Annotated in this window: 25 protein-coding genes; 15 read left to right on the forward strand and 10 right to left on the reverse strand. The window is 64.4% G+C overall.

Annotated features, from left to right (window positions below):
* Positions 1 to 31 precede the first annotated feature (31 nt).
* The 5 genes from LOY51_RS05455 to LOY51_RS05475 all read right to left on the reverse strand — a co-directional run bounded on the left by LOY51_RS05455 (position 32) and on the right by LOY51_RS05475 (position 5,495).
* On the reverse strand, positions 32 to 1,063 hold the full coding sequence (locus tag LOY51_RS05455; protein WP_125857598.1) for an AbrB family transcriptional regulator: 1,032 nt from the start codon (positions 1,061 to 1,063) through the stop codon (positions 32 to 34).
* Positions 1,056 to 2,570 carry a tripartite tricarboxylate transporter permease gene (locus tag LOY51_RS05460; protein ID WP_110993779.1) on the reverse strand — a complete coding sequence of 505 codons (1,515 nt, stop codon included), beginning with the start codon at positions 2,568 to 2,570 and terminating at the stop codon, positions 1,056 to 1,058. The genes LOY51_RS05455 and LOY51_RS05460 overlap by 8 nt, the downstream gene beginning before the upstream one ends.
* Positions 2,571 to 2,573: 3 nt before the next feature.
* On the reverse strand, positions 2,574 to 3,032 hold the full coding sequence (locus LOY51_RS05465) for a tripartite tricarboxylate transporter TctB family protein (protein WP_125462803.1): 459 nt from the start codon (positions 3,030 to 3,032) through the stop codon (positions 2,574 to 2,576).
* 161 nt (positions 3,033 to 3,193) lie between these two features.
* On the reverse strand, positions 3,194 to 4,174 hold the full coding sequence (locus LOY51_RS05470) for a Bug family tripartite tricarboxylate transporter substrate binding protein (protein WP_110993782.1): 981 nt from the start codon (positions 4,172 to 4,174) through the stop codon (positions 3,194 to 3,196).
* Between the two features lie 31 nt (positions 4,175 to 4,205).
* Positions 4,206 to 5,495, reverse strand: a complete 1,290-nt coding sequence (locus tag LOY51_RS05475) for an OprD family porin (RefSeq protein ID WP_125857599.1) — start codon at positions 5,493 to 5,495, stop codon at positions 4,206 to 4,208.
* A 212-nt stretch (positions 5,496 to 5,707) separates the two neighbouring features.
* Between LOY51_RS05475 and tctD the strand changes: the two genes are divergently transcribed.
* Positions 5,708 to 6,379, forward strand: coding sequence for a two-component system response regulator TctD (gene tctD / locus LOY51_RS05480; protein ID WP_125462806.1), 672 nt, complete (start codon positions 5,708 to 5,710; stop codon positions 6,377 to 6,379).
* A complete protein-coding gene (gene tctE, locus LOY51_RS05485; RefSeq protein ID WP_125462807.1) occupies positions 6,372 to 7,751 on the forward strand; it encodes a two-component system sensor histidine kinase TctE in 1,380 nt (459 codons plus the stop codon). The genes tctD and tctE overlap by 8 nt, the downstream gene beginning before the upstream one ends.
* 125 nt (positions 7,752 to 7,876) lie before the next feature.
* Here the strand turns inward: tctE and LOY51_RS05490 are convergent, their stop codons facing one another.
* Complete coding sequence (locus LOY51_RS05490; protein ID WP_125462808.1) at positions 7,877 to 8,683, reverse strand: HDOD domain-containing protein; 807 nt, start codon at positions 8,681 to 8,683, stop codon at positions 7,877 to 7,879.
* A gap of 55 nt (positions 8,684 to 8,738) precedes the next feature.
* Positions 8,739 to 9,680 (reverse strand): CAF17-like 4Fe-4S cluster assembly/insertion protein YgfZ, encoded by a 942-nt coding sequence (gene ygfZ, locus LOY51_RS05495; RefSeq protein ID WP_125857600.1) that lies wholly within the window; start codon positions 9,678 to 9,680, stop codon positions 8,739 to 8,741.
* Positions 9,681 to 9,813: 133 nt separating this feature from the next.
* Here ygfZ and LOY51_RS05500 point away from each other — a divergent pair, with 133 nt between their 5' ends.
* Positions 9,814 to 10,068 (forward strand): FAD assembly factor SdhE, encoded by a 255-nt coding sequence (locus LOY51_RS05500; protein WP_110993788.1) that lies wholly within the window; start codon positions 9,814 to 9,816, stop codon positions 10,066 to 10,068.
* The gene (locus LOY51_RS05505; RefSeq protein WP_258645127.1) at positions 10,052 to 10,504 is read left to right on the forward strand and encodes a protein YgfX; all 453 of its coding nucleotides are present in this window, start codon (positions 10,052 to 10,054) and stop codon (positions 10,502 to 10,504) included. Before LOY51_RS05500 ends, LOY51_RS05505 begins: the two co-directional genes overlap by 17 nt.
* On the opposite strand, the gene nadB is transcribed toward LOY51_RS05505, so the two are convergent.
* Positions 10,473 to 12,089 carry an L-aspartate oxidase gene (nadB, locus tag LOY51_RS05510; RefSeq protein WP_125857602.1) on the reverse strand — a complete coding sequence of 539 codons (1,617 nt, stop codon included), beginning with the start codon at positions 12,087 to 12,089 and terminating at the stop codon, positions 10,473 to 10,475. The genes LOY51_RS05505 and nadB overlap by 32 nt on opposite strands.
* Before the next feature lie 437 nt (positions 12,090 to 12,526).
* Here nadB and rpoE point away from each other — a divergent pair, with 437 nt between their 5' ends.
* The 10 genes from rpoE (at position 12,527) to pdxJ (ending at position 22,578) form a co-directional block, all read left to right on the forward strand.
* Positions 12,527 to 13,108, forward strand: a complete 582-nt coding sequence (gene rpoE, locus LOY51_RS05515; protein ID WP_010220971.1) for an RNA polymerase sigma factor RpoE/AlgU — start codon at positions 12,527 to 12,529, stop codon at positions 13,106 to 13,108.
* Between the two features lie 31 nt (positions 13,109 to 13,139).
* Complete coding sequence (locus LOY51_RS05520; RefSeq protein ID WP_110993791.1) at positions 13,140 to 13,730, forward strand: sigma-E factor negative regulatory protein; 591 nt, start codon at positions 13,140 to 13,142, stop codon at positions 13,728 to 13,730.
* Positions 13,731 to 13,741: 11 nt separating this feature from the next.
* Complete coding sequence (locus LOY51_RS05525) at positions 13,742 to 14,707, forward strand: MucB/RseB C-terminal domain-containing protein (protein ID WP_125462812.1); 966 nt, start codon at positions 13,742 to 13,744, stop codon at positions 14,705 to 14,707.
* Between the two features lie 199 nt (positions 14,708 to 14,906).
* The gene (locus LOY51_RS05530) at positions 14,907 to 16,307 is read left to right on the forward strand and encodes a DegQ family serine endoprotease (protein WP_371923754.1); all 1,401 of its coding nucleotides are present in this window, start codon (positions 14,907 to 14,909) and stop codon (positions 16,305 to 16,307) included.
* Positions 16,308 to 16,580: 273 nt separating this feature from the next.
* Positions 16,581 to 18,380 (forward strand): translation elongation factor 4, encoded by a 1,800-nt coding sequence (gene lepA / locus LOY51_RS05535; protein ID WP_125462814.1) that lies wholly within the window; start codon positions 16,581 to 16,583, stop codon positions 18,378 to 18,380.
* A gap of 5 nt (positions 18,381 to 18,385) precedes the next feature.
* Complete coding sequence (gene lepB / locus LOY51_RS05540; protein WP_125462815.1) at positions 18,386 to 19,240, forward strand: signal peptidase I; 855 nt, start codon at positions 18,386 to 18,388, stop codon at positions 19,238 to 19,240.
* A gap of 160 nt (positions 19,241 to 19,400) precedes the next feature.
* Positions 19,401 to 20,090: a ribonuclease III gene (rnc, locus tag LOY51_RS05545; protein WP_110993796.1), complete on the forward strand. Its 690-nt coding sequence runs from the start codon at positions 19,401 to 19,403 to the stop codon at positions 20,088 to 20,090.
* A complete protein-coding gene (gene era, locus LOY51_RS05550) occupies positions 20,083 to 20,985 on the forward strand; it encodes a GTPase Era (RefSeq protein ID WP_125462816.1) in 903 nt (300 codons plus the stop codon). Before rnc ends, era begins: the two co-directional genes overlap by 8 nt.
* A gap of 124 nt (positions 20,986 to 21,109) precedes the next feature.
* Positions 21,110 to 21,793, forward strand: coding sequence for a DNA repair protein RecO (recO, locus tag LOY51_RS05555; protein ID WP_258645131.1), 684 nt, complete (start codon positions 21,110 to 21,112; stop codon positions 21,791 to 21,793).
* 62 nt (positions 21,794 to 21,855) lie between these two features.
* A complete protein-coding gene (gene pdxJ, locus LOY51_RS05560; RefSeq protein ID WP_374045877.1) occupies positions 21,856 to 22,578 on the forward strand; it encodes a pyridoxine 5'-phosphate synthase in 723 nt (240 codons plus the stop codon).
* 194 nt (positions 22,579 to 22,772) lie between these two features.
* On the opposite strand, the gene LOY51_RS05565 is transcribed toward pdxJ, so the two are convergent.
* A complete protein-coding gene (locus LOY51_RS05565) occupies positions 22,773 to 24,158 on the reverse strand; it encodes a heavy metal sensor histidine kinase (protein WP_258645133.1) in 1,386 nt (461 codons plus the stop codon).
* Positions 24,155 to 24,829, reverse strand: coding sequence for a heavy metal response regulator transcription factor (locus LOY51_RS05570; RefSeq protein WP_110995102.1), 675 nt, complete (start codon positions 24,827 to 24,829; stop codon positions 24,155 to 24,157). The genes LOY51_RS05565 and LOY51_RS05570 overlap by 4 nt, the downstream gene beginning before the upstream one ends.
* A 279-nt stretch (positions 24,830 to 25,108) precedes the next feature.
* On the opposite strand from LOY51_RS05570, the gene LOY51_RS05575 reads away from it, so the two are divergent.
* Positions 25,109 to 25,312, forward strand: a complete 204-nt coding sequence (locus LOY51_RS05575; RefSeq protein ID WP_125857605.1) for a hypothetical protein — start codon at positions 25,109 to 25,111, stop codon at positions 25,310 to 25,312.
* The last annotated feature ends 197 nt before the right edge of the window (positions 25,313 to 25,509 follow it).

Below are 25,509 nucleotides of genomic sequence, written 5' to 3' on the forward strand. Positions count from 1 at the left end.
GATGCGATTTACCCGCGAAGAAGCCAGCACATCATTCCTGGCTGGCGTTCCAGCGCCTGAACAGCGGCTCGGCCAGAAACAACACGAACAACAACCGCATCACCTGCAACGCCGTCACCAGCGGCACCGACAGTTGCAGGGTCTCGGCCGTCAGGCTCATCTCGGCAATCCCCCCCGGCATCATCCCCAGGGTCAGCGAACGCAGGTCCAGGTGGGTGAGCAGGCTCAAACCCCAGGCCGCGCCTGCGGCAACCAGCATGCACAGTGCCGTGGCCAGCAAGGTCCGGCCGAGGAACGACGGCGCCCGGCGGAAAAACGCGCGATTGAAGTGACAGGCCAGGCCGCTGCCGATCAGCCACTGGCCGATCTGGCTGGCGCCATTGGGCAAACCGATCTGCAGGTTGCCGGCCAGGCTCACGCTCGCCGCCACCAGCAACGGCCCGAACAACCACGGATTGGGCTGGCGCAACCGTTGCCAGATCAGTGCGACCACCACGGCCAGCGGGGCGATCAGGGCCAGCCAGCCCCAACTGACGCTACCGGCATGGTTCAGCGGCACCCCATCACCGAGCAACAGCTTGAACAGCGCCGGCACGCACAGCACCACCGCCAGCACTCGCAAGCTCTGAGCGGCTGCCACCTGGCTGAGCACCGCGCCATTGCGCGCGCCGAGGTTGACCATTTCTCCAGAGCCGCCCGGCATGCTGGCAAAAAACGCCGTGGCTCGGTCTTCGCCGGTACGCCGCAGCAGCCACACGCTGATCACGCTGGACAGCGTGGTGAACAAGGCGCCGAAGAAGATCAGCGCGAAGTGCTCGGCAACCTGCTCGATGACCGCCGGGGTGAAGTGCAGGCCGATACCGATACCGATGATCCACTGCCCGCACTTGCGACCATTGGGTATTTCGCTCAGTTGCCAGGGGGTCAGGCAGCGCACCAGGATGATCGCCAGCAACGCGCCGACCATCCACGGCAAAGGCCAGCCGACCTTGCTGGCGGCAAAACCGCCAGCAAGACCGACCAGCCCGGTGGCCCAGAACAGGGGGAGACCGCGGTCAGGCATCCGCCATCGCCCGGCGTTGTTGCGCGCGTTTGCGCCAGATGCGCAGCAACGGCAGGGTCAGCATCAACACCGTCAGCACCCAGACCGACATGCTGATCGGGCTCGACCAGAGGATGCCCAGCTCGCCGTTGGAGATCGACAGCGCGCGGCGCAGGTTCTGCTCCATCAGCCCACCGAGGATGAAGCCCAGCAGGATCGGCGACAGCGGGAAGTCCAGCTTGCGCAGGATGTAGCCCATGATGCCGATGCCGACCATCAGGAACAGGTCGAAGGTGGTGGCATGCACGGCGTACACGCCGATCGCGGTGATGATCGCGATCACCGGTACCAGCGCCCAGTTCGGTACGGCGAGGATGCGGGTGAAGATGCGGATCATCGGGATGTTCAGGATCACCAGCATGATGTTGGCGATGAACAGCGAGGCGATCAGGCCCCAGACGATGTCCGGCTGCTGTTCGAACAGCAGCGGGCCCGGGGTGATGTTGTACAGGGTCAGCGCGCCGATCATCACGGCAGTAGTGCCCGAACCCGGTACACCCAGGGTCAGCATCGGCACCAGGGCGCCACAGCAGGAGGCGCCGATGGCGGTTTCCGGGGCGGCCAGGCCACGGGCGTCACCCTTGCCGAACTTGCCTTTTTCACCCGCCATGCGTTTTTCGGTCATGTACGCCACGGCACTGGCCAGGGTCGCGCCGGCACCCGGCAGTACGCCCATGAAGAAGCCCAGCAGGCCGCAGCGGATGTTCACGGCGAACACCGACGCCGCTTCCTTGAGGTTGAACAGCATGCGCCCGGTGGCCTTGACCGCCACGTGGCCATGGTGGGTCTTCTCCAGCAGCAGGAGGATCTCGCTGATCGAGAACAGCCCCAGCACCAGCACCACGAACTGGATACCGTCGGCCAGGTGCACACTGTCGCCGGTGAAGCGGTACACGCCGCTGTTGGCGTCGATACCCACCGCCGACAGGAACAGGCCGATCAACGCGGCAATGAAGGTCTTCAACGGCTTGTCGCCGGCCATGCCGCCGAGGGCGACGATGGCGAACACCATCAGCACGAAGTACTCCGCCGGGCCGAAGGCGATCGCCCATTTCGCCAGCAGCGGGGCGAACAGCACCATGCCGCAGGTGGCGATGAAGGCGCCGATGAACGAACTCCAGGCCGACAGCGACAGTGCCACACCGGCCAGGCCCTGGCGGGCCATGGGGTAGCCGTCGAGGGTGGTCATCACGGTGGAGGCTTCGCCGGGGATGTTCAGCAGGATCGAACTGATGCGCCCGCCGTATTCGCAGCCCAGATAAACGGCGGCCAGCAGGATCAAGGCCGACTCCGGCGGCAGGCCGAGGGCGAAGGCGATAGGGATCAGCAGGGCCACGCCGTTGATCGGGCCCAGGCCCGGCAGCAGGCCGACCACGGTGCCGATCAGGGTGCCGGTGAGGGCGGTGACCAGGTTGTACGGGCTCAGCGCGACGCCGAAGCCCTGGCCGAGATAGCTCAAGGTATCCATGTGTCAGTTCTCCAGTACGCTCAGCAGGCCAAGGGGCAGGGGCACGTCCATCACGCGGTCGAACAGCCAGTACAGCAGCAGGCTCATGCCCACCACCACGAGGGCGCTGTGCAGCCAGCGGCCGCCGTACAGGCGGGCCATGGGGATGCCCACCAGCACGGCGCTGAGGATGAAGCCCAGGGCCTCGAAGGTGCTGGCGAAGACGATCAAGAGGCCGACGCAGGTGGCGATCTTGATCAGGGTTTCGCGGTCCAGTTCGGGCTCGTCGTCCTTGCGTACGATGGGCGTGGGGCGGATGGCCAGGTACAGCAGGCCCAGGCCCATCAGGCCGAGCATCAGCAGCGGGTAGGCGCGCGGGCCCACCGGTTCATAGGAAAACGCGGCCTGGTAGGGCCAGGCCATCACGGCCAGGGCGGCGCACACTGCCAGCAAAAGCAGGGCGAAGAGGCGTTGCAGGATCATGGGAGAAATCCTCTAAAAGGATTGCCGAAGCACAACTCGGGATCTGTGCTGGCCGCATCGCTGGCAAGCCCGCTCCCACAAGACATCCGCCGCTTCGGGATTTGGCGCAGACCATGTGGGAGCCGGCTTGCCGGCGATGAGGCCAGTACAGGCTGCGTGGCTTACTGGATCAGCCCGAACTCACGGGCCAGTGCCTTGTAATCGGCCACCTGCTTCTTCACATAGCCGTCCAGCTCTTCGCCGGTCATGGCGAAGGGGAACAGCTCGCGCTGGTCGCGCAGCTTGGCGAAGTCTTCCGAGGCGAGCATCTTGTCGAACGAGGCTTTCCACCAGGCGTAGTCTTCGTCGCTGACCTTCGGCCCCAGGTAGAAACCGCGCACCACCGGCCAGACGATGTCGTAGCCCTGCTCCTTGGCGGTGGGGATGTCTTTCATTTCCGGCTCGTCCAGGCGCTTCTCGGAGAACACCGCGAGGATGCGCATGTTGCCGCTCTGGATGTGCGGCATGGAGTCGGAGATATCGGTGGAGCCGACCTGGATATGGCCGCCGAGCAGCGCGGTGGCGATTTCGCCGCCGCCTTCCAGGGCCACGTAGCGCAGGTCGCGCGGGTTGATGCCAGCGGCCTTGGCGATCAAGGCGGTCTGCATCCAGTCCTGGCTGCCGACGGTGCCGCCGGAGCCGATCACCACTTTGCTCGGGTCTTTCTTCAGGGCCGCGACCAGGTCGTCGAGGGTCTTGTAGGGCGAGTCGCTCTTCACCGCGATGGCGCCATAGCTGGTGCCCACGGCTGCCAGCCATTTCACCGCGTTCTCGTCAAAGCGGCCGAATTTGCCTTGGGCCAGGTTCAGCAGCGAGCCGCTGGACCAGGCCACCAGGGTGCCGGCGTCGCCTGGCCGCTGGGCAACCACGGCGTTGTAGGCCACCGCGCCGACACCGCCGGGCATGTAGGTCACGCGCATCGGTTTGCTGAGGATCTTTTCCTCCACCAGGGCGCTCTGTACCAGCTTGCAGGTCAGGTCGAAACCGCCGCCGGGCGAAGCCGGGGCGATGCATTCGGGGCGTTTCGGTTCGGCGGCCAGGGCATTGCCTGCCAGCAGCAGGCAGCCGGTTGCGAGGGCGAGGCGGCGCAGTGAAAAGGTCATCGTCTATCTCCGTGAGCGTTGTTGTTATGAGTTACCACAGAGCTACGCTGTAGCTCACCAGCAGCCGTACCTCGTCCGCGTCGCGGGCGATGTTGGAGCGGAAGGTGGCGTTGCGCAGGCGCACGGCGACGTTTTTCAACGGGCCGCTTTGTACCACGTACTTGAGTTCGGTGTTGCGTTCCCACTCCTTGCCCTCGCCACCGGCGGCGCGGCTGACGTTGTCGCCATTGATGTAGCGGGTCATGAAGGTCAACCCGGGCACGCCCAGGGCTGCGAAGTTGTAGTCGTAGCGCGCCTGCCAGGAGCGCTCGTCGGCACCTGCGAAGTCGTTGATCTGCACGAAGTTGACGAGGTAGGGGTCGGCGCCGTCGACATAGGGGAAGGCGCTGTCGCCGCTCAGTTGCTGCCAGCCGGCGCTGAGCTTGTGCCCGCCCAGGCCATAGCTGAGGATGCCGCTGAAGGTGGTGTTGTCGATGCGCCCGGCCTTGGCCTGGCCGGCTTCGTCGCTCACCGCCAGGCGCAGGTCGGCGCCGAAGGTGCCCGGGCCCCAGGGCTGGGTGGCGAGCATGCCGATGAAGTGCTGGCGGTAGATATCGTCGAGCTGGGCGAAGTGGTAGCTGCCGGTGATGCGGTCGGTGAACTTGTAGTCCAGGCCTGCCAGGTCGAGGTTGTCGGCGCTGAAGCTGCCACCGAAGCGGCCGTTCTTGTTGTTCAGCGCCAGGTCTTCCCAGTTGGTGTCGTTGCGGTCCTTGGCCTTGTCCAGGCGCCCGCCGGTGAAGGTCAGGCCCTTGATCTCGTTGGAGGTGACCAGGCCACCTTCGAAGGTTTGCGGCAGGATGCGCCCGTCGTTGGGCTGCAAGGTGGGCAGTTCGGGGATCAGGGTACCGACTTTCAGTTCGGTCTGGGACACCTTCACCTTGCCGGTCAGGCCGAGCTTGGAGTACTCGTCGGCCGCCTTGCCGTCGTCATGGGTGGGCAGCAGGCCGGTGTCGGTGCGGTCGGGGCTGGAGTCGAGCTTCACACCGAGCATGCCCAGGGCATCCAGGCCAAAGCCCACGGTGCCCTCGGTGTAACCGGACTCGAAGTTGAGCATGAAGCCCTGGGCCCATTCATCGCGCTTGGATTGCTGCGCGCTGGTGCCGTCGCGGAAGTCGCGGTTGAAGTACATGTTGCGGGTTTCGAAGGTGGCGGTGCTGTCTTCGAAGAAGGCGGCCTGGCTCAGGGGGGCGACACCGGCAAGGGCGACGGCGCTGGCGAGGGCGCATGGGCGGGCGGCGAACGAACGGGAAGGCGCGAACGCCTGCGGCTGCATGGACAGCATCGTCGGTGACTCCAATTATTGTTCTTATAAATTGCACCTTGCTGGTGCTTTTGGCGGCGCGTGGGGCGACCGTGGTGCGATGCTAGGCAATCAACCTTTCGCTAACCTTTCAGCGTGAAAGGTTTGCTCTCGGGGCTTCACAGGCCCGGTGACGGCGGTACACTCCGCGCAAAAATCCGCGCAAAAAGCCCTACCCGGGCTGGGAGAATCCGATGCGTGTGCTGCTGGTCGAAGACCACCTGCAACTGGCCGAAAGCGTGGCCCAGGCCCTCAAGAGCCAGGGGCTGACCGTGGATGTGCTGCACGACGGCGTGGCCGCCGACCTGGCGTTGGCCAGCGAGGACTACGCCGTGGCGGTGCTCGATGTCGGCCTGCCGCGCATGGACGGCTTCGAAGTGCTGGCGCGTCTGCGCGGGCGCGGCAAGACCGTGCCGGTGCTGATGCTCACCGCGCGCAGCGATGTGAAGGACCGGGTGCATGGCCTGAACCTGGGCGCCGACGATTACCTGGCCAAGCCTTTCGAATTGACCGAACTCGAGGCGCGGGTCAAGGCGTTGCTGCGCCGCAGCGTGCTTGGCGGTGAGCGCCAGCAGCGTTGCGGGCCGCTGGTCTATGACCTCGATACCCGGCGATTTTCCCTCGACAACGAACCACTGACGCTCACCCAGCGCGAGCAGAGCGTGCTCGAAGCCTTGATCGCCCGACCGGGCCGGGTAATGAGCAAGGAGCAGCTGGCGGCCCAGGTCTTTGGCCTGGACGAAGAGGCCAGCCCCGACGCCATCGAGATTTATATCCACCGGCTGCGCAAGAAGCTCGATGGTCACCCGGTGGCCATCGTCACCTTCCGTGGCCTGGGTTATCTGCTCGAGCACCGCGATGCGTGACAACGGCAGCCTGCGCGGGCGCCTGCTGGGCAACCTGGCACTGTTGCTGGTGGTGCTGATGCTGGCCAGCGGCCTGAGCGCCTACTGGAATGGCCGTGAAGCCGCCGACACCGCCTATGACCGCACCTTGCTGGCTTCGGCGCGAACCATTGCCGCCGGGCTTTCGCAACGCGACGGCACGCTCAGTGCCGATGTGCCCTATGTGGCCCTTGATACCTTCGCCTACGACAGCGCCGGGCGCATCTACTACCAGGTGCTGGACATCCACCAGAAGCTGATCTCGGGTTATGAAAACCTGCCGCCGCCCCCACCGGGTACGCCGCGCACAGACGATTACCCGGCCCTCGCCCGTTTCTACGACGCCACTTACCAGGGCCAGGATGTACGGGTGGTCAGCCTGCTCAAGGCGGTCAGCGAACCGAACATGAACGGCATGGCCGAGATCCGCGTGGCCGAAACCGAAGAGGCGCGGGTACGCATGGCCCGTGGCCTGATGGCCGACACCCTGCTGCGCCTGGGCATGCTGGCGCTGGGCGCGCTGGTGCTGGTGTGGTTCGCGGTCAGCGCCGCGCTGCGCCCGCTGGAACGCCTGCGTGGCGCGGTGGAAGAGCGCCAGCCGGACGACCTGCGGGCCTTGCCGGTGGTGCAGGTGCAGCGCGAACTCGGGCCGCTGGTGCGTGCGCTCAACCACTTCACCGAGCGCTTGCGTGGGCAGTTCGAGCGCCAGGCGCAGTTCATCGCCGATGCCGCCCATGAGCTGCGCACCCCGCTGGCGGCGCTCAAGGCGCGGATCGAGCTGGGCCTGCGCTCGAAGAACCCCGAGGAGTGGCGCCAGACCCTGGACGCCGCCGCCCAAGGCACCGACCGCCTGACCCATCTGGCCAACCAGTTGCTGTCGCTGGCACGGGTGGAAAACGGCGCACGGGCCATTGCCGAAGGCGGCGCCCAGCGCCTGGATCTGAGCCAGTTGGCCCGTGATCTGGGCATGGCCATGGCCCCTCTGGCCCATGCCCGCGGCGTGTCGCTGGCGCTGGAAGCCGAGGCGCCGGTATGGCTCAAGGGCGAGCCGACCTTGCTCAACGAGTTGCTCAGCAACCTGGTGGATAACGCCTTGGCCCATACACCGGTGGGTGGCGATGTGATCCTGCGGGTGCTGGCACCGGCGGTGCTGGAGGTCGAGGACGATGGGCCGGGGATTCCCGAGGAGGAGCGCGAGCGAGTGTTCGAGCGCTTCTACCGGCGCAGCGCGCAGGGCAGCGGGCTGGGGTTGGCCATCGTCGGCGAAATCTGCAGGGCGCACCTGGCGCAGATCAGCCTGCATGATGGCGAGCGGGGCGGGTTGAAGGTGCGGGTGAGTTTTATCGCGGACTAGTGCCTGGCATTTGTGTTGCGTTCACTGGCCAATCGCTGGCAAGCCAGCTCCCACAGGGTTCGAGTAAACATGTGGGAGCTGGCTTGCCAGCGATTGGCCGGGTCAGGCAATTGAAGGTTTGTGCTTCAGCGCAACATGTTCCGCGCTTCCAGCAGCTCATCGACATTCAGCTCGGTCCCGTAGGGCAGCCCCAGGTGCCGGTAGGCGGGCAGCGCCGCCAGCGGCCGGCTGCGCCCGCGCTGGCTGATGCAGCGGGCGACCTGCACCACGTCGATGTAGTCGACCTGGTCGGTGCGCCGGTCCAGGTCCTGGACCTGGCCTGGCAGCTTGACCAGCTGCTCAGGGAATTCCCAGGCACTGAGGATTTTGTCACCCAAGGCTGGCTGGATCTGTTCGATCACGTAATGCAGGCACACCGGGTCCGAGAGCAGTTCGTTGTGCTCCTGGGCATAGATCAGCACCGGCAGTGCGCCGATCTGATGAACCAGGCCGCCAAGCGCGGCCTGATCGGGTTTGAGCTGGGTGTAGCGGCGGCACAGTTCATAACTGATGCCTGCAACTTCAAGGCTGTTGGCCCAGATATCGCGGAGTTTTTGTTCGACCGCCGGGGCGCGGGCGTGGAAGATCTGCTCGATCACCAGGCCAATGGCCAGGTTGCAGCTGTAGTTGATGCCCAGGCGAGTGATGGCGGTGTGCAGGTCGGTGACTTCAACCGCGGCGCGCAGCAGTGGGCTGTTGACCACCTTGATCAGGCGCGCCGACAGGGCGGCGTCGCGGCCGATCACCTTGCTCAGGGCCGAGACGCTGATTTCGCTGTCCTCGGCGGCTTCGCGGATGCTCAGGGCAACCTCCGGAAGCGTCGGCAGGACCAGGTCGTCGTTGTCGATGGCTGTGAGCAATTGCGCTTGGACCATCTCGGCCAGCTTGTTCATGGACTTCTCTACGGCAAAGGTGGTGCGGCCCCGCCCCGTGGGCGGGGCGGGCTGGTCAGCGTTGGATTTCCCGGTCGCGGTCCAGTTCGTAAGGCAGGTCGAGCAGCGCCAGGCGTGGGCCTTCGAGGCTGCCCAGGTGCAGGTTGTCGTCGGCCACTGCGTCGGCGCTGAGCACGGCCAGCAGCTCGACGCCGTTGCCCGCGCTGGCGGCGATCACCACTTCACCGACCGACGAGCCGTGGGTGGGCGAGAAGATCTCGGCGCCTGGCGCCGGCACGTCGGCCTGGGCGAGCGCGAGGCGGTACTGGCGGCGCTTGAGCTTGCCCAGGTACTGCATGCGCGCGACGATTTCCTGGCCGGTGTAGCAGCCTTTCTTGAAGCTCACGCCATCGACTGCCTGCAGGTTGATCATCTGTGGGATGAACAGTTCGCGGGTAGGGCCCATGACCTGGCCGATGCCGGCGCGGATCTGGCCCAGCAGCCAGTCGTTCAGCCTGCCCTCGGGCAGGCTGGCGGCGAGTGTTTCGCGCACTGCCGTGGCCTGTTCGGCGGGCGCCCACAACTCCACCCGGCCAGGCGAGACACGCAGGGCGATCAGGTTGTCATGACGCACGGTCGCACCAGCGGCTTCCGGCACGTTCAGGCCCAGGGCCTGCAGGGCAGCGTCGCCGTGCTGCAGGCCAAAGCGTACCCAGGCAGCGCTTTCGTCGCTCAGGGTGGCCTTGGAGAACACGGCGTACTTTTTCAGGTCGGCCAATTGCGCGTCGAGCAGTTCGCTGGCCATCGCCAGCAGGTAGCCATTACCTTGCGGGAGGATGCGGAAGCTCGACTGCATCCGGCCCTTGACCATGCAGCGAGCGCCGAGGCCGGCGTGTTCATCGCTGAGGTAGTTGAGGTTGCAGGTCAGTTGGCCTTGCAGGAACTTGCCGGCGTCGGACCCGCGCACGGCGAGGATGCCCTCGTGGGCGAGCGTACAGAAAAAAGCGGAATCGGCCATGGGTCATCGCGGTAGCTAGAGACTGGCGGCCATCATAGAACGCCAGTAACAAAATAGGTAGGTGACTAGACCAACGCCCGGTGTCGCTTCGTGCGCCGCACGGTATACTGCCCGACCATTCGAGGAGGGCCCCATGGTCGAACAAACTGAACTCAATCGGCTTTTCTGGCACAGCCGCCGTGGCATGCTGGAACTGGACGTGCTGCTGGTACCTTTCACCCAGGAGGTCTACCCCAGCCTGAGCGAAGCCGACCGTGAACTCTACGTGCGCCTGCTGAGCTGCGAAGACCAGGACATGTTCGGCTGGTTCATGGAGCGCAACGAGTCGGAAGACCCGGAGCTGCAGCGCATGGTCCGCATCATCCTGGACCGTGTCCAGCCCAAGTGACCGTTTCGAGTGCCGTTGGCAGGGCTCACGCCTGCTGCTGACGGCCTACCTCGCCAGCCAGGCGCTGGCGATCATCACCCTGGCCGTCATTGCACTGCCGTTCTGGCTGCGCGGCCTGGCGTTTCTCGTCTGCCTGGCGCATGTCTGCTGGGCCATTCCCCGCCGTATCCTGCTCACGCACCCCCATGCGATCACCGGCTTGCGCCGCGACCCGCGTGGCTGGCATTTATACAGCCGTGCCCGTGGCTGGCAGGCGGTGCGATTGTGCCGCGACAGTATTGCCCAGCCAGGTTTGGTGGTGTTGCGCTTCGTGCGCAAGGGCCGCTGGCTCAGTGAGAGCCAGTGCGTCGTGAGCGATGCACTGACCCCTGAGGCGCATCGGCGCTTGCGCGTGCGGCTGAAGTTCAGCCGGCGAAGGTGGGCGGCTGCAGGATAGTGTCGTGGGCCTCGGGCAACATGCCCGGGTAGTCGAGGGTGTAGTGCAGGCCACGGCTCTCTTTGCGCTGCATCGCCGAATGGATCATCAGCTCGGCGACCTGGGCCAGGTTGCGCAGCTCGATCAGGTCGCGGCTGACCTTGTAGTTGCTGTAGAACTCGTCGATTTCGTCCAGCAGCATGCGCACGCGGTGCTCGGCGCGCTGCAGGCGTTTGCTGGTGCGCACGATGCCGACATAGTCCCACATGAAGCGCCGCAGTTCGTCCCAGTTGTGCGCGATGATCACGTCCTCGTCAGAGTCGGTGACCTGGCTTGCGTCCCAGCAGGGCAGGGCGCGGGGCATGCTCACCTGGTCGAGGTGCGCCTCGATGTCGGCGGCGGCGGCGCGGCCGTAGACGAAACATTCGAGCAGCGAGTTGCTGGCCATGCGGTTGGCGCCGTGCAGGCCGGTGAAGCTGGTTTCGCCGATGGCGTAAAGGCCGGGTACGTCGGTGTGGCCGCGATCATCGACCACGACCCCGCCGCAGGTGTAGTGGGCCGCTGGCACCACCGGGATCGGCTGGCGGGTGATGTCGATGCCGAAGGTGAGGCAGCGCTCGTAGACGGTGGGGAAGTGGCTCTTGATGAACTCGGCCGGCTTGTGGCTGATGTCCAGGTACACGCAATCCACGCCCAGGCGCTTCATCTCGTGGTCGATGGCGCGGGCGACGATGTCCCGTGGTGCCAGCTCTTCGCGTGGGTCGAAGCGGGGCATGAAGCGCTCGCCATTGGGCAGGCGCAGCAGGGCGCCCTCGCCGCGCAGGGCTTCGGTCACCAGGAAGCTCTTGGCTTGCGGGTGATACAGGCAAGTGGGGTGGAACTGGTTGAACTCCAAGTTCGCCACCCGGCAACCAGCCCGCCAGGCCATGGCGATACCGTCGCCACAGGCGCCGTCGGGGTTGCTGGTGTACAGGTACACCTTGGCCGCGCCACCCGTGGCCAGCACGGTGAAGCGGGCGCCGAAGGTGTCGACCTCGCCGGTGTTGCGGTCCAGTACATAGGCGCCCAGGCAACGGTCGCCGGCGAGGCCCAGGCGGCGCTCGGTAATCAGGTCGACCGCGACGCGCTGCTCCAGAAGCTCGATGTTCGGCCGCTGGCGCGCCTGGTCGAGCAAGGTTTTGAAGATCGCCGCACCGGTGGCGTCGGCGGCATGGATGATGCGCCGGTGGCTGTGGCCGCCCTCGCGGGTGAGGTGGAACTCGAAACCACCGTCGTCGACGCTGTAGTGCTCGTCACGGGTGAACGGCACGCCTTGCTCGATCAGCCATTCGATTGCTTCGCGGCTGTGTTCGACGGTGAACCGCACCGCGTCTTCGTGGCACAGGCCGCCGCCGGCATTGAGGGTGTCCTCGACGTGCGACTGCACGGTATCGGTGTTGTCGAGCACTGCGGCCACGCCGCCCTGGGCCCAGAAGGTAGAGCCGTTGGCCAGGTCGCCTTTGCTGAGTACGGCGATGCGCAGGTGGCCGGGGAGGTTCAGTGCCAGGCTCAGACCAGCCGCACCACTGCCGATCACCAGGACATCATGTTGGAATTGTTGGCTCATGTCGGGACACTAGTAATCTTCGAAGGGGGCACGGCACAATAGTCAAGCGCAGATGGCATTGTGAAACTATCGTGAAACCGGGCCGGGATGCCTTTATAGCAGCCCCGGGGGCCTGATTTCCAATGGCGCTTGCGGGGCAAAGACGATCTTTTCGGGAACTTTCCTCTACCCCAGGAAATCCTAAGAAGGCTGTACGCACGCCACATTTTGCCGCGGCGACGCAGGGCGGCGGCCCTTTGCTTGGGCTCAGACCTGCGTACTGAAACCTGATTATCGACGCAGCCGGCCGTGACCGCGCTGCGCCTTTCGTGCGAGCCGACCAAGGGCCGCAGGAAACTTGCTTGGAGGGGAGAACTTTTGCGTAAAGCCCGAGTCTATGGTTGCAAGCCTGAACGATGCTTGTCGCAACGCTCCTTCGAGTTCACTGAGGAGTGTTCATGCTAACCCAGGAAGAGGATCAGCAGCTTGTCGAGCGCGTGCAGCGCGGCGACAGGCGAGCGTTCGATCTGTTGGTGCTGAAGTATCAGCACAAGATTCTCGGGTTGATCGTGCGTTTCGTACACGACACCCATGAAGCGCAGGACGTGGCGCAGGAAGCCTTCATCAAGGCATACCGGGCGCTGGGGAATTTCCGCGGTGACAGCGCGTTCTACACGTGGCTTTACCGCATCGCCATCAACACGGCGAAAAACTATCTGGTGTCCCGTGGAAGACGGCCGCCAGACAGTGATGTGAGCTCCGAGGATGCGGAGTTTTACGACGGCGATCATGGTCTCAAGGATCTCGAGTCCCCAGAACGCGCTTTGTTGCGGGATGAAATCGAAGGCACAGTCCATCGCACCATCCAGCAACTGCCGGAAGACCTGCGCACGGCGTTGACGCTGCGCGAGTTCGATGGTCTGAGTTACGAGGACATTGCCAGTGTCATGCAATGTCCGGTGGGTACCGTGCGCTCCCGGATTTTCCGCGCTCGGGAGGCCATAGACAAAGCCCTGCAACCGCTGTTGCAGGAAACCTGAGACAGCGGCGACAGCCAAGAGAGGAACCGCCATGAGTCGTGAAGCTTTGCAGGAATCGCTGTCCGCGGTAATGGATAACGAAGCGGACGAACTGGAACTGCGTCGAGTGCTCAATGCCGTCGACGATTCCGAAACCCGTGCCACCTGGTCGCGCTACCAGGTCGCTCGCGCAGCGATGCACAAGGAACTGCTGTTGCCCAAGCTGGATATCGCCTCGGCGGTTTCCGCAGCATTGGCCGACGAGGCGGTGCCTGCCAAGGTCAAGCAAGGCCCGTGGCGCAGCATTGGCCGCCTGGCCGTGGCTGCCTCGGTGACTGTTGCCGTGCTGGCTGGCGTGCGTTTCTACAACCAGGACGAGATTACTGGTGCCGAATTGGCGTCCCAGCAGCCTGCCCAGCAGGGGCTGAGCATGCCACAGGCACAAGGCCCCGCCGTTTTGGCAGGCTATAGTGAAAGCAGCGAACAACCGACCGGGCCGATGGCCAACGGTGTGCTGCAGAACCAGGCTGGCTGGGATCAGCGTCTGCCAGGTTACCTGCGCCAGCATGCTCAGGAGTCCGCGCTCAAAGGCACCGAGACCGCTCTGCCTTACGCACGCGCTGCCAGCCTGGAAAACCGCTAGTAAGGAGGATCATGCGCGCGCTACCTCTCCTGTCGCTGCTGCTTGGCAGCAGCCTGACGGTGCAGGCCTACGCGGCCAACTCCACGCCCGAGGCGAGCGAGTGGCTGAACAAGCTGGCACAGGCTGAACAAAGGCAGAGTTACCAGGGGTCGTTCGTCTACGAGCGCAATGGCAGCTTCTCCACACACGATATCTGGCATCGCGTCCAGGACGGCAAGGTCAGCGAGCGGTTACTCCAGCTCGATGGCGCTGCCCAGGAAATCGTGCGTGTCGATGGCAAGGTGCAATGCGTCAGTGGCGCCTTGGTCAGCGGTGTGACCGCACCGCCCGACGCCGCCCCGCGCATGCTCGACCCTTTGAAGCTGATGAGCTGGTACGACCTGAGCGTGGCAGGCAAGTCACGCGTCGCCGGGCGCGACGCGGTGATTGTGACCCTCACCCCGCGTGATCAGCATCGCTACGCCTTCGAGCTTCACCTGGACCGCCAAACCGGCTTGCCGCTGCGCTCGTTGATGCTCAACGAAAAGGGGCAGCTGCTCGAGCGCTTCCAGATGACCCGCCTCGACACCGATGACCTGCCGAGTGACGCCGACCTCAGTGCCAGTGCCGCCTGCAAGCCGATCGAGCGGGTGGTCGCCAGTACTCCGCAGGCCGTTGCCGGTTGGCGCTCGGACTGGCTGCCGCCAGGCTTCGAGCTGATCAACAGCAGTGTGCGCCGTGATCCGGACCGCAAAAGTACCATCAGCAGCCTGATGTATGACGATGGCCTGACGCGCTTCTCGGTGTTCCTCGAGCCGATCAGCGACAATTCAGGCACCGATACCCGCACTCAGCTCGGCCCGACCGTAGCGGTCTCGCGCCATCTCAACACGCCCAAGGGCAAAGTGATGGTCACCGTGGTCGGCGAGATTCCACTGGGTACCGCCGAGCGTGTGGCGTTGTCGATGCGGGCCCAGGATGCTCAGGCGCGTCAGTAACGGCGCTTCATGAAAGCTTCTGTTACACAGTGCTGACAGGAAATTAACCCATTGTCATTTGCAATCCAGCCATAAATTTTCTATAGGTCAGGCTCTTCTGGGAGTCTGGCCTTTTCTGCGTCTGCTGGGCCTAACTGCTAACTACGCTCGTTGTAACGGGAGCCGTATGTCAATACCACGCTTGAAACCCTACCTATCGATGTTCGCCGCTGTGCTGATGCTCGGCCAGGTGCTCACCGCCCAAGCCCAGGAAGCCCTGCCCGACTTCACGACCCTGGTCGAGCAGGCCTCGCCGGCGGTGGTCAACATCAGTACCAAGCAGAAACTGCCGGACCGCCGTATCGCCGCCGGGCAGATGCCCGACCTCGAAGGCCTGCCGCCGATGTTCCGCGAGTTCTTCGAGCGCAACATGCCACAGCAGCCGCGCTCGCCTCGGGGGGATCGCCAGCGCGAAGCGCAGTCGCTGGGCTCGGGCTTCATCATTTCCAGCGATGGCTATGTGCTGACCAACAACCATGTGGTCGCCGACGCCGACGAAATCATCGTTCGCCTCTCCGACCGCAGCGAGCTGCAGGCCAAGCTGGTCGGCACCGATCCGCGTACCGACGTGGCCCTGCTCAAGGTCGAAGGCAAGAACCTGCCGACCGTCAAACTGGGCGATTCGGAAAAGCTCAAGGTGGGTGAGTGGGTGCTGGCCATCGGTTCGCCGTTCGGCTTCGACCATTCGGTAACCAAGGGCATCGTCAGTGCCAAGGGCCGTACCCTGCCCAACGACACCTATGTGCCGTTCATCCAGACCGACGTGGCGATCAACCCGGGCAACTCCGGCGGCCCGCTGTTCAACATGAATGGCGAGGTGGTCGGTATCAACTCGCAGATCTTCACCCGTTCCGGCGGGTTCATGGGCCTGTCCTTCGCCATCCCGATCGACGTGGCGATCGACGTTTCCAACCAGCTGAAGAAAGACGGCAAAGTCAGCCGCGGCTGGCTGGGCGTGGTGATCCAGGAGGTCAACAAGGACCTGGCTGAATCCTTCGGCCTCGACAAGCCGGCTGGCGCCCTGGTAGCCCAGGTGCTGGAAGACGGCCCGGCGGCCAAGGGTGGCCTGCAGGTGGGCGACGTGATCCTGAGCATGAATGGCCAGCCGATCGTCATGTCGGCCGACCTGCCGCACCTGGTTGGCAGCCTCAAGGATGGCGCCAAGGCCAAGCTTGAGATCATCCGCAATGGCAAGCGCCAGAACCTCGATGTCACCGTCGGCGCCCTGCCGGATGAAGAGGCTGACATCGGCACCGGTGCCCAGGGCAGCGTCGAACGCAGCAGCAACCGTCTGGGTGTGTCCGTGACCGACCTGACCGCTGAGCAGAAAAAATCCCTGGAGCTCAAGGGCGGCGTGGTGATCAAGGAGGTCCAGGACGGCCCGGCAGCATTGATCGGCCTGCGTCCGGGCGATGTCATCAGCCACCTGAACAACCAGGCCATCGGTTCGGCCAAGGAATTCACCGAAATTGCCAAGGACCTGCCGAAGAACCGTTCGGTGTCGATGCGCGTGCTGCGTCAGGGGCGCGCAAGCTTCATCACCTTCAAGCTGGCTGAATAAGCGGATTGTGGGGTAGGAAAAGGGCAGCTTCGGCTGCCCTTTTTACGTAGCAGTCAGTATCACAAAGCTCTAGGTGGGAGCGGGCTTGCCCCGCGATGAGGCCCGATCAGGCAGTGCGAGTGCCTGATCGGGCCTCATCGCGGGGCAAGCCCACTCCCACAAGGGATGCAGGCAGGCCGATAGAGGAATCTCCCATATCCCTGCGGCTTGAGGTACAATTCCCGGCTATTTTTCGGCGGGCGTCCGGCTCGCAGCCTTTTCGAGTGTTGACCCGTGAGTGATTTGAGTCATATCCGCAATTTCTCCATCATCGCCCACATCGACCATGGCAAGTCGACGCTGGCCGACCGTTTCATCCAGATGTGCGGTGGCCTGACGGCGCGCGAAATGGAGGCCCAGGTCCTCGATTCCATGGACCTGGAGCGCGAGCGCGGGATCACCATCAAGGCCCACAGCGTCACCCTGCACTACAAGGCGCAGGACGGTAAAACCTACCAGCTGAACTTCATCGACACCCCCGGCCACGTTGACTTCACCTATGAAGTTTCGCGTTCGCTGGCAGCGTGCGAGGGTGCACTGCTGGTGGTGGATGCTGGCCAGGGCGTAGAAGCCCAGTCCGTCGCCAACTGCTACACCGCCATCGAGCAAGGCCTCGAGGTAATGCCGGTCCTGAACAAGATGGACCTGCCCCAGGCCGACCCGGACCGTGTCAAGGACGAGATCGAGAAGATCATCGGCATCGACGCCACCGACGCCGTGGCGTGCAGCGCCAAGAGCGGCATGGGCGTGGACGAGGTGCTCGAGCGCCTGGTGCAGACCATCCCCGCGCCGCAAGGCGAGATCGACGCGCCGCTGCAGGCGCTGATCATCGACTCCTGGTTCGACAACTACCTGGGCGTGGTCTCGCTGGTGCGCGTGCGCCAGGGCCGCGTCAAGAAAGGCGACAAGATCCTGGTCAAGTCCACCGGCAAGGTGCACCTGGTCGACAGCGTCGGCGTGTTCACGCCCAAGCACACCCAGACCGCCGACCTCAAAGCCGGTGAAGTGGGCTTCATCATCGCCAGCATCAAGGACATCCATGGTGCGCCGGTCGGTGACACCCTGACCCTGTCCTCGACCCCAGAGGTCGAAGTGCTCGCAGGCTTCAAGAAAATCCAGCCACAGGTCTACGCCGGCCTGTTCCCGGTAAGCTCCGACGATTTCGAAGACTTCCGTGACGCGCTGCAGAAGCTCACCCTGAACGATTCGTCGCTGCAATACATGCCGGAAAGCTCCGACGCCCTGGGCTTCGGCTTCCGTTGCGGCTTCCTCGGCATGCTGCACATGGAGATCATCCAGGAGCGCCTGGAGCGCGAATACGACCTGGACCTGATCACCACCGCGCCAAGCGTGATCTACGAGCTGGAGCTCAAGACCGGCGAAACCATCGTTGTCGACAACCCGTCGAAGTTGCCGGACGTGTCGTCGGTCGCCGATTTCCGCGAACCGATCGTCACCGCCACCATCCTGGTACCCCAGGAACACCTGGGCAACGTCATCACCCTGTGCATCGAGAAGCGTGGCGTGCAGCGCGACATGCAGTTCCTCGGCAGCCAGGTGCAGGTGCGCTACGACCTGCCGATGAACGAAGTGGTGCTGGACTTCTTCGACCGCCTCAAGTCCACCAGCCGCGGCTACGCCTCGCTGGACTATCATTTCGACCGCTACCAGTCGGCCAACCTGGTCAAGCTGGACGTGCTGATCAACGGTGACAAGGTCGATGCCCTGGCACTGATCGTGCACCGCGACAACGCCGCCTACAAAGGCCGTGCGTTGACCGAGAAGATGAAGGAGCTGATCCCTCGGCAGATGTTCGACGTGGCGATCCAGGCAGCCATTGGCGGCCAGATCATTGCGCGGACAACCGTCAAGGCGCTCAGAAAGAACGTACTGGCCAAGTGCTACGGTGGCGACGTGAGCCGTAAGAAGAAGCTGCTGGAGAAGCAGAAGGCCGGTAAGAAACGCATGAAACAGGTCGGTAACGTGGAAATTCCACAGGAAGCCTTCCTCGCCGTGCTCAGGTTGGATAGCTAGGTCCTATGTCGCTAAATTTCCCGCTGTTGCTCGTCATCGCCGTTGCCGTCTGCGGCCTGTTGGGTCTGATCGACCTGCTGTTCCTGGCCCCGCGCCGGCGTGCGGCGATCGCCAACTACCAGGGCAGCGTCAGCCAGCCAGAAATGGCCGTGGTCGAACGCCTGAACAAGGAGCCGTTGCTGGTCGAGTACGGCAAGTCGTTCTTCCCGGTGCTGTTCATCGTGCTGGTGCTGCGCTCGTTCCTGGTTGAGCCGTTCCAGATCCCGTCGGGTTCGATGAAACCGACCCTGGAAGTGGGCGACTTCATCCTGGTGAACAAGTTCTCCTACGGCATCCGCCTGCCGGTGATCGACAAGAAAGTCATCGAAGTCGGTGACCCGCAGCGCGGCGATGTCATGGTGTTCCGCTACCCCAGCGACCCGAACGTCAACTACATCAAGCGGGTGATCGGCCTGCCGGGCGACCAGATCCGCTACACCAACGACAAGCGCCTGTTCGTCAATGGCCAGGCGGTTGCCGAGCAACTGGTCGGCAGCGAGCCGGGGACCTTGGGCAGCGCCGAGCTGTACAAGGAAAAACTCGGTGAAGTCGAGCACCTGATCCGCAAGGAAATGACCCGCTACCGCATGCCGCCGGACCAGCAATGGACCGTGCCGGCCGGGCATTACTTCATGATGGGTGACAACCGCGACAACTCCAACGACAGCCGCTACTGGGATGATCCGAACATCCCCAAAGAGCTGCACGGCATGGTCCCTGACCGGAACATCGTCGGCAAGGCATTCGCCGTTTGGATGAGCTGGCCTGAGCCGAAACTCAGCCACCTGCCCAACCTGTCGCGGGTCGGCCTGATCCACTAAGTATCGACGGCGCTGTCTGCGGACAGCGCCGATTGCTTTTCTGACATAGGCTGTGTTCTCAGGGAATGAGAGGTTTCGCCATTTTGATGCCGGACCACAGCCAAACCGTCTTTCAGGATGTTGATTTGAACAACGCGTTGAACATTGTACGGGTGGCCCCATGAGTGCTTCCCTTGCCCGCCTGGAGCGCAAGCTCGGCTACACCTTCAAGGATCAGGACCAGATGCTGCTGGCCCTGACCCATCGCAGTTATGCCGGGCGCAACAACGAGCGCCTGGAATTCCTTGGCGATGCCATTCTCAACTTCGTGGTCGGCGAAGCGCTGTTCGAGCGCTTCCCGCAGGCCCGGGAAGGCCAGCTGTCGCGCCTGCGAGCGCGCCTGGTCAAGGGTGAAACCCTGGCCCGCCTGGCCCGTGGCTTCGACCTTGGCGAGTACCTGCGCCTGGGCTCTGGCGAGCTCAAGAGCGGCGGTTTCCGCCGCGAGTCGATCCTCGCCGACGCCCTCGAAGCGCTCATCGGCGCCATCTACCAGGACGCCGACATGCAGACTGCGCGCGAGCGCATCCTGGCCTGGCTGACCGACGAGTTCGAAGGCCTGACCCTGGTCGACACCAACAAAGACCCCAAGACCCGCCTGCAGGAGTTTCTGCAGTCGCGAGCCTGCGAGCTGCCACGTTACGAAGTGGTGGACATCCAGGGCGAACCGCACTGCCGGACCTTCCTCGTCGAATGCGAAGTGGTCCTGCTGAACAAGAAAAGCCGTGGCCAGGGCGTAAGCCGGCGTATTGCCGAACAGGTCGCCGCCGCCGCCGCATTGATCGCCCTGGGCGTGGAGAATGGCAATGACTGAGAACACTTCGACCCGCTGCGGCTATGTCGCCATCGTCGGCCGCCCCAACGTCGGCAAGTCGACGCTGCTCAACCACATCCTCGGCCAGAAGCTGGCGATCACCTCGCGCAAGCCGCAGACCACCCGCCACAACATGCTCGGCATCAAGACCGAAGGTGATGTGCAGGCGATCTACGTCGACACCCCCGGCATGCACAAGGCGAACGACAAGGCGCTCAACCGCTACATGAACCGCAACGCCTCGGCGGCCTTGAAAGATGTCGACGTGGTGATCTTCGTGGTTGACCGCACCCGCTGGACCGATGAGGACCAGCTGGTGCTCGAGCGCGTTCAGTACGTGACCGGCCCGGTGATCCTGGCGGTCAACAAGACCGACCGCATGGACGAGAAGGGCGACCTGATCCCGCACCTGCAGTGGCTGCAAGAGCAACTGCCGAACGCCGAGATCGTGCCGATCTCGGCCCAGCAGGGGCACAACCTCGAGTCGCTGGAAGCGCTGATCGCCAAGCACCTGCCGGAGAACGACCACTTCTTCCCGGAAGACCAGATCACCGACCGCAGCAGCCGCTTCCTCGCCGCTGAGCTGGTACGCGAAAAGATCATGCGCCAGCTGGGTGCGGAGCTGCCGTACCAGATCACCGTGGAAATCGAGGAATTCAAGCAGCAGGGCCATGTGTTGCACATCCATGCGCTGATCCTGGTCGAGCGTGACGGCCAGAAGAAGATCATCATCGGCGACAAGGGCGAGCGCATCAAACGCATCGGCTCCGACGCGCGCAAGGACATGGAAACGCTGTTCGACGCCAAGGTGATGCTCAACCTCTGGGTCAAGGTCAAAGGCGGCTGGTCCGACGACGAGCGTGCCCTGCGTTCGCTGGGCTACGGCGACCTGTAAGCCTCCCAGGCACACCTGCTTTCCCTGTGGGAGCGGGTTTACCCGCGAATGCGATAGTGGATTCACTGACGCTTTCGCGGGTAAACCCGCTCCCACAGGTGCATATGGCCCTCAGAGATAGCGTATGGACCAACCCACCCCCCAGCCGGCGTACGTGCTGCACAGCCGCCCCTACAAGGAAACCAGCGCCCTGGTGGATTTCCTCACGCCCCAGGGGCGGGTGCGTGCGGTACTGCGCCGTGCGCGGGGCAAGGGCGGCAGCCAGGTGCGGCCGTTCGTGCCACTGGAAGTGGAACTGCGCGGACGTGGTGAGCTGAAGACCGTATGGCGCCTGGACAGCAACGGCATCGCGGCCTGGCTGCATGGCGATGCGCTGTTCAGCGGCCTCTACCTCAACGAACTGTTGATGCGCCTGTTGCCCGCCGAGGCACCGCAGCCAGCGCTGTTCGAGCATTACACCCTGACCCTGCAAGCCCTGGCCGCCGGCCGACCGCTGGAGCCGCTGCTGCGCTCGTTCGAATGGCGGTTGCTGGACGAGCTGGGTTACGCCTTCTCGCTGGAGCACGACGTGAATGACGACCCGGTCGTCGCCGAGGGCCTGTATCGCCTGCAGGTGGATGCCGGCCTGCAACGGGTCGAGCTGTTCCAGCCCGGGTTGTTCAACGGGACCGAGTTGCAGGCCCTGGCCCAGGCCGACTGGGACGCCCCCGGCGCCTTGCTCGCCGCCAAGCGCCTGATGCGCCAGGCCCTGGCGGTGCACCTGGGGCCCAAGCCACTGGTCAGCCGGGAACTGTTTCGCAAGCGCTGATCAGCACGTATGCTGTGGCCCTCAACTTTCAGGAGTGCCCCTTCGTGACTCACAGCAACCGCATGCTTCTCGGCGTCAACATCGACCACGTGGCGACCTTGCGCCAGGCCCGGGGCACCCGCTATCCAGACCCGGTCAAGGCCGCGCTGGACGCCGAGGAAGCGGGCGCCGACGGCATCACCGTGCACCTGCGTGAAGACCGCCGGCACATCCAGGAGCGCGATGTGCTGGTGCTCAAGGATGTGCTGCAGACCCGCATGAACTTCGAGATGGGCGTCACCGAAGAGATGATGCTGTTCGCCGAGAAGATCCGCCCGGCGCATATCTGCCTGGTCCCGGAAACCCGTCAGGAGCTGACCACCGAAGGTGGCCTGGACGTGGCCGGCCAGGAGGCGCGGATCAAGGCCGCGGTCGAGCGCCTGTCGCGCACCGGCGCCGAAGTGTCGCTGTTCATCGATGCCGACGAGCGCCAGATCGAGGCCTCGCGTCGGGTGGGTGCACCGGCCATCGAACTGCACACTGGCCGTTACGCGGATGCCGAGACGCCGACCGAGGTGGCCGAAGAGCTCAAGCGCATCGTCGATGGCGTGGCGTTCGGTATTGGCCAGGGGCTGATCGTCAACGCAGGCCACGGGCTGCATTACCACAACGTCGAAGCCGTTGCCGCGATCAAGGGCATCAACGAGCTGAACATCGGCCATGCGCTGGTGGCCCATGCGCTGTTCGTCGGCTTCAAGGCCGCCGTGGCCGAGATGAAAGCGCTGATCGTCGCCGCTTCGCGCTGAGCCATCGCGGGGCAAGCCGGTGCGCCGAACCGCCGCTCCCACGCTTGCACAACTGTGGGAGCGGCTTCACCCGCGAACACGGGCATAGCCCGTGCCAGGCACCGAGGTGTCATCTTCGCGGGTAAACCCGCTCCCACAGACCGAGTGCAGATCTTGAGTTCGGCGCGCTCAGGTGGGGCTTGTCCCGCGAATGTTTACTCTGCCTTGAATACGAGGGTAAAGCGGGTCGGCCCTTCGGCCTGGCTCAGCACCTCAACCCGCCCCCCATGCAACTGCATGATCGACTTCACGATCGCCAACCCCAGCCCGGTCCCGCCCTCAAGACGTGACCGCCCGCTGCCAGCCCGGTAGAAACGCTCGAACAGGTGCGGCAGATGCGCCTCGCCAATGCCAGCCCCCTGATTTTCCACCCAGACCCCGACTTCATCGCCCAGCCGCTCGATCCCCACGGTCACCTTTTGCGCTTGCGGGCTATGCCGGATCGCATTGCTCAGCAAGTTCGACAGCGCCCGCTGGAACATCAGCCTATCCGCCCGAGCCGTGCCCCAGCCTTGCAGTTCCAGGGTGATGCCCTTGAGCTCGGCGCTGAAGGCAAACAGCTCACTCACCCGGGCCACCTCGTCGGCCAGTGCCACCGGCTGCAGCGCAACCTGGCTCTGCGGCTGGCTGACCTGGGCGAGGAACAGCATGTCGTTGATGATGCGGTTGAGCCGGGTCAGCTCCTCGACACTGTCCTCCAGCGCTTCACGGTACTTGTCGCCATCGCGCTCGCGGGCCAGGGTCACCTGGGCCTTGCCCATCAGGTTGCCGATCGGTGTGCGCAATTCGTGGGCCAGGTCGTCGGAGAACTGCGACAACTGGCGCACGCCCTGATCGAGGCGGTCGAGCATGACGTTTATCGCCCGGGCCAGGTCGGCCAGCTCGGTCGGCAGGCCCTCCACCGGCAAGCGGTGGTCGAGGTCCTGGGCCGACACTTGCCCGGCGATGCGGCGAAAGTGACGCAGCGGGCGCAGGTCGCGCTGCACCAGCTTCCAGGCAGCGATGCCGATCAGCAGCAGCAACAGCGGCAAGGCGAGCAGGGTCGAATGCAGGTAGGCCTGCAGCAGGGCGTTGTCGTCGCCGCGGTTGAGCGACATCAGCACATTCACCGGGGTGTCGTCGCGCAGCAGCATCAGGCGGCTGGCGGTGAGCACCTCGTTGCCTTGATCGTCGCGCCATTCGTGGAACACCAGCCGGGGGCTCGCGGCCATTTCCAGCAGGTGCCGGGATTGCAGGGCCGGGCCAAGGCTGAGCAGGGCCGGGTGACGGCCGCTGGTGGCCATGACGCTGAGGCTCAGGTTGTCATGGCCCATTACCAGGTCGAGCAACGGGTGAGCGCGGGTGCCGAGGTCGTCGCTGCGCAGGTCCACCCGCAGGTTGTGCTCGACCTGCAGCATCTTGCGCGCCAGGTCCTTGCGCGCACGGCTGTCCAGCTCGTGGTCGAGGGCGAACACCGCCAGGGTGGCCAGCAGCAGCACCAAGGCTGCGCCCATCAGGGTGACGGTCAGGCCGAGGCGCAGCGACAGGGTGGCGCGCTTCACGCCCGCGCCTCGAGCACATAGCCGACGCCACGCAGGGTGTGGATCAGCTTGTCCTCGAAGGGGTCGTCGATCTTCGCCCGCAGGCGGCGGATCGACACCTCGACCACGTTGGTGTCGCAATCGAAGTTCATGTCCCACACCAGCGAAATGATCTGCGTGCGCGACAGCACTTCGCCGCTCTGGCGCATCAGCAGGTGCAGCAGGGCGAACTCCTTGGCGGTCAGGTCGATGCGCTGGCCGCCGCGGAAGGCGCGGTGGCGGCCGGGGTCGAGCTCAAGGTCGGCGACCTTCAGGGTGCTTGGTTGCAGGCGCTGGTCGTTGCGCCGCAGCAGGCTGCGGATGCGTGCCAGCAGCTCGGGGAATTCGAAGGGTTTGAGCAGGTAGTCGTCGGCGCCCAGGTCCAGGCCCTTGACCCGATCGGCAAGGCGGCCGTGGGCGGTGAGCATCATGATCCGGGTGGACGACTCGGCGCGCAGGCGCTGCAGCACGCTCCAGCCATCGAGCTCGGGCAGGTTGACGTCGAGGATCACCAGGTCGTAGGGCTGCTGGCGGGCCAGGTGCAAGCCGTCGGTGCCGGTATGGGCGCAGTCGACCACGTAGCCGTTCTCGCGCAGGCCTTGCTGCAGGTAGTCGGCGGTACGGGGTTCGTCCTCGATGATCAGTAGGCGCATGGTGGGCTCGGGTTACGGAAAGGGGGCGATTCTCGACCCTGTAGTGACATCAGGGTCAAGCGGTGAGGATGTTACTGGATGCGAATGGGTAAACGGCGGGGATAACGGATTTGTAATACGCGGGTCATGTGCGTGACAGGCCTGGTCCATTGATTTCGTGGGAGCGGGCTTGCCCCGCGAAGGGGCCGCCTTGCAAGACTGTAATGTCCTGCTCACCTTGGCGTTAGCTGCCCCTTGCGATGATGGCCCTGTCGATACGGTTATCACGAGGCAAGCACGATGAACCTGAGCAAATACCTGCTGCTGGCGATCCTCGCCCTGGGCAGCACCAGCGTTTTCGCCGAGGGTGGCGCGGAGCGTTCGAAGCAGTTCTGGCAGGCGTTCCGCGAGGACCAGGCACGCCTGTACGGCGACAAGCAAGAGGCCATGGCCGAGCGTGAGCGCAAAGCCGAAGAGAAGGCCCGCGAGTTGGCCAAGGATTGAGTGACCGCCACCTGCGCCGCGACAGCTCCTCGCCGCGGGTGTATTCAGGCGCCCCTTCAGGGTAATGCCAGTCAGTCAAGCCAATTGGGGTCGCTGCGCGACCCTTCGCGAGTAAACTCGCTCCCACAGGGCATCGAGATCCTGTGGGAGCGGGTTTACCCGCGAAGGGCTGCAAAGCAGCCCCAACAAGTGCGATG

Origin of the sequence: Pseudomonas sichuanensis (assembly GCF_024749065.1) — a bacterium.
Lineage (GTDB): Bacteria > Pseudomonadota > Gammaproteobacteria > Pseudomonadales > Pseudomonadaceae > Aquipseudomonas > Aquipseudomonas sichuanensis.

Excerpts from the sequence above, each read along its gene's own strand:
- LOY51_RS05520 (WP_110993791.1), top strand. The coding sequence starts at position 13,140 with ATGAGTCGTGAAGCTTTGCAGGAATCGCTGTCCGCGGTAATGGATAAC.
- tctE (WP_125462807.1), top strand. The coding sequence starts at position 6,372 with ATGCGTGACAACGGCAGCCTGCGCGGGCGCCTGCTGGGCAACCTGGCA.
- LOY51_RS05575 (WP_125857605.1), top strand. The coding sequence starts at position 25,109 with ATGAACCTGAGCAAATACCTGCTGCTGGCGATCCTCGCCCTGGGCAGC.
- LOY51_RS05475 (WP_125857599.1), bottom strand. The coding sequence starts at position 5,495 with ATGCTGTCCATGCAGCCGCAGGCGTTCGCGCCTTCCCGTTCGTTCGCC.
- LOY51_RS05525 (WP_125462812.1), top strand. The coding sequence starts at position 13,742 with ATGCGCGCGCTACCTCTCCTGTCGCTGCTGCTTGGCAGCAGCCTGACG.
- LOY51_RS05490 (WP_125462808.1), bottom strand. The coding sequence starts at position 8,683 with ATGAACAAGCTGGCCGAGATGGTCCAAGCGCAATTGCTCACAGCCATC.
- lepB (WP_125462815.1), top strand. The coding sequence starts at position 18,386 with ATGTCGCTAAATTTCCCGCTGTTGCTCGTCATCGCCGTTGCCGTCTGC.
- LOY51_RS05470 (WP_110993782.1), bottom strand. The coding sequence starts at position 4,174 with ATGACCTTTTCACTGCGCCGCCTCGCCCTCGCAACCGGCTGCCTGCTG.
- LOY51_RS05460 (WP_110993779.1), bottom strand. The coding sequence starts at position 2,570 with ATGGATACCTTGAGCTATCTCGGCCAGGGCTTCGGCGTCGCGCTGAGC.
- LOY51_RS05570 (WP_110995102.1), bottom strand. The coding sequence starts at position 24,829 with ATGCGCCTACTGATCATCGAGGACGAACCCCGTACCGCCGACTACCTG.
- LOY51_RS05465 (WP_125462803.1), bottom strand. The coding sequence starts at position 3,032 with ATGATCCTGCAACGCCTCTTCGCCCTGCTTTTGCTGGCAGTGTGCGCC.
- pdxJ (WP_374045877.1), top strand. The coding sequence starts at position 21,856 with ATGCTTCTCGGCGTCAACATCGACCACGTGGCGACCTTGCGCCAGGCC.
- tctD (WP_125462806.1), top strand. The coding sequence starts at position 5,708 with ATGCGTGTGCTGCTGGTCGAAGACCACCTGCAACTGGCCGAAAGCGTG.
- rpoE (WP_010220971.1), top strand. The coding sequence starts at position 12,527 with ATGCTAACCCAGGAAGAGGATCAGCAGCTTGTCGAGCGCGTGCAGCGC.
- era (WP_125462816.1), top strand. The coding sequence starts at position 20,083 with ATGACTGAGAACACTTCGACCCGCTGCGGCTATGTCGCCATCGTCGGC.
- nadB (WP_125857602.1), bottom strand. The coding sequence starts at position 12,089 with ATGAGCCAACAATTCCAACATGATGTCCTGGTGATCGGCAGTGGTGCG.
- recO (WP_258645131.1), top strand. The coding sequence starts at position 21,110 with ATGGACCAACCCACCCCCCAGCCGGCGTACGTGCTGCACAGCCGCCCC.
- ygfZ (WP_125857600.1), bottom strand. The coding sequence starts at position 9,680 with ATGGCCGATTCCGCTTTTTTCTGTACGCTCGCCCACGAGGGCATCCTC.
- LOY51_RS05530 (WP_371923754.1), top strand. The coding sequence starts at position 14,907 with ATGTTCGCCGCTGTGCTGATGCTCGGCCAGGTGCTCACCGCCCAAGCC.
- LOY51_RS05500 (WP_110993788.1), top strand. The coding sequence starts at position 9,814 with ATGGTCGAACAAACTGAACTCAATCGGCTTTTCTGGCACAGCCGCCGT.
- LOY51_RS05455 (WP_125857598.1), bottom strand. The coding sequence starts at position 1,063 with ATGCCTGACCGCGGTCTCCCCCTGTTCTGGGCCACCGGGCTGGTCGGT.
- rnc (WP_110993796.1), top strand. The coding sequence starts at position 19,401 with ATGAGTGCTTCCCTTGCCCGCCTGGAGCGCAAGCTCGGCTACACCTTC.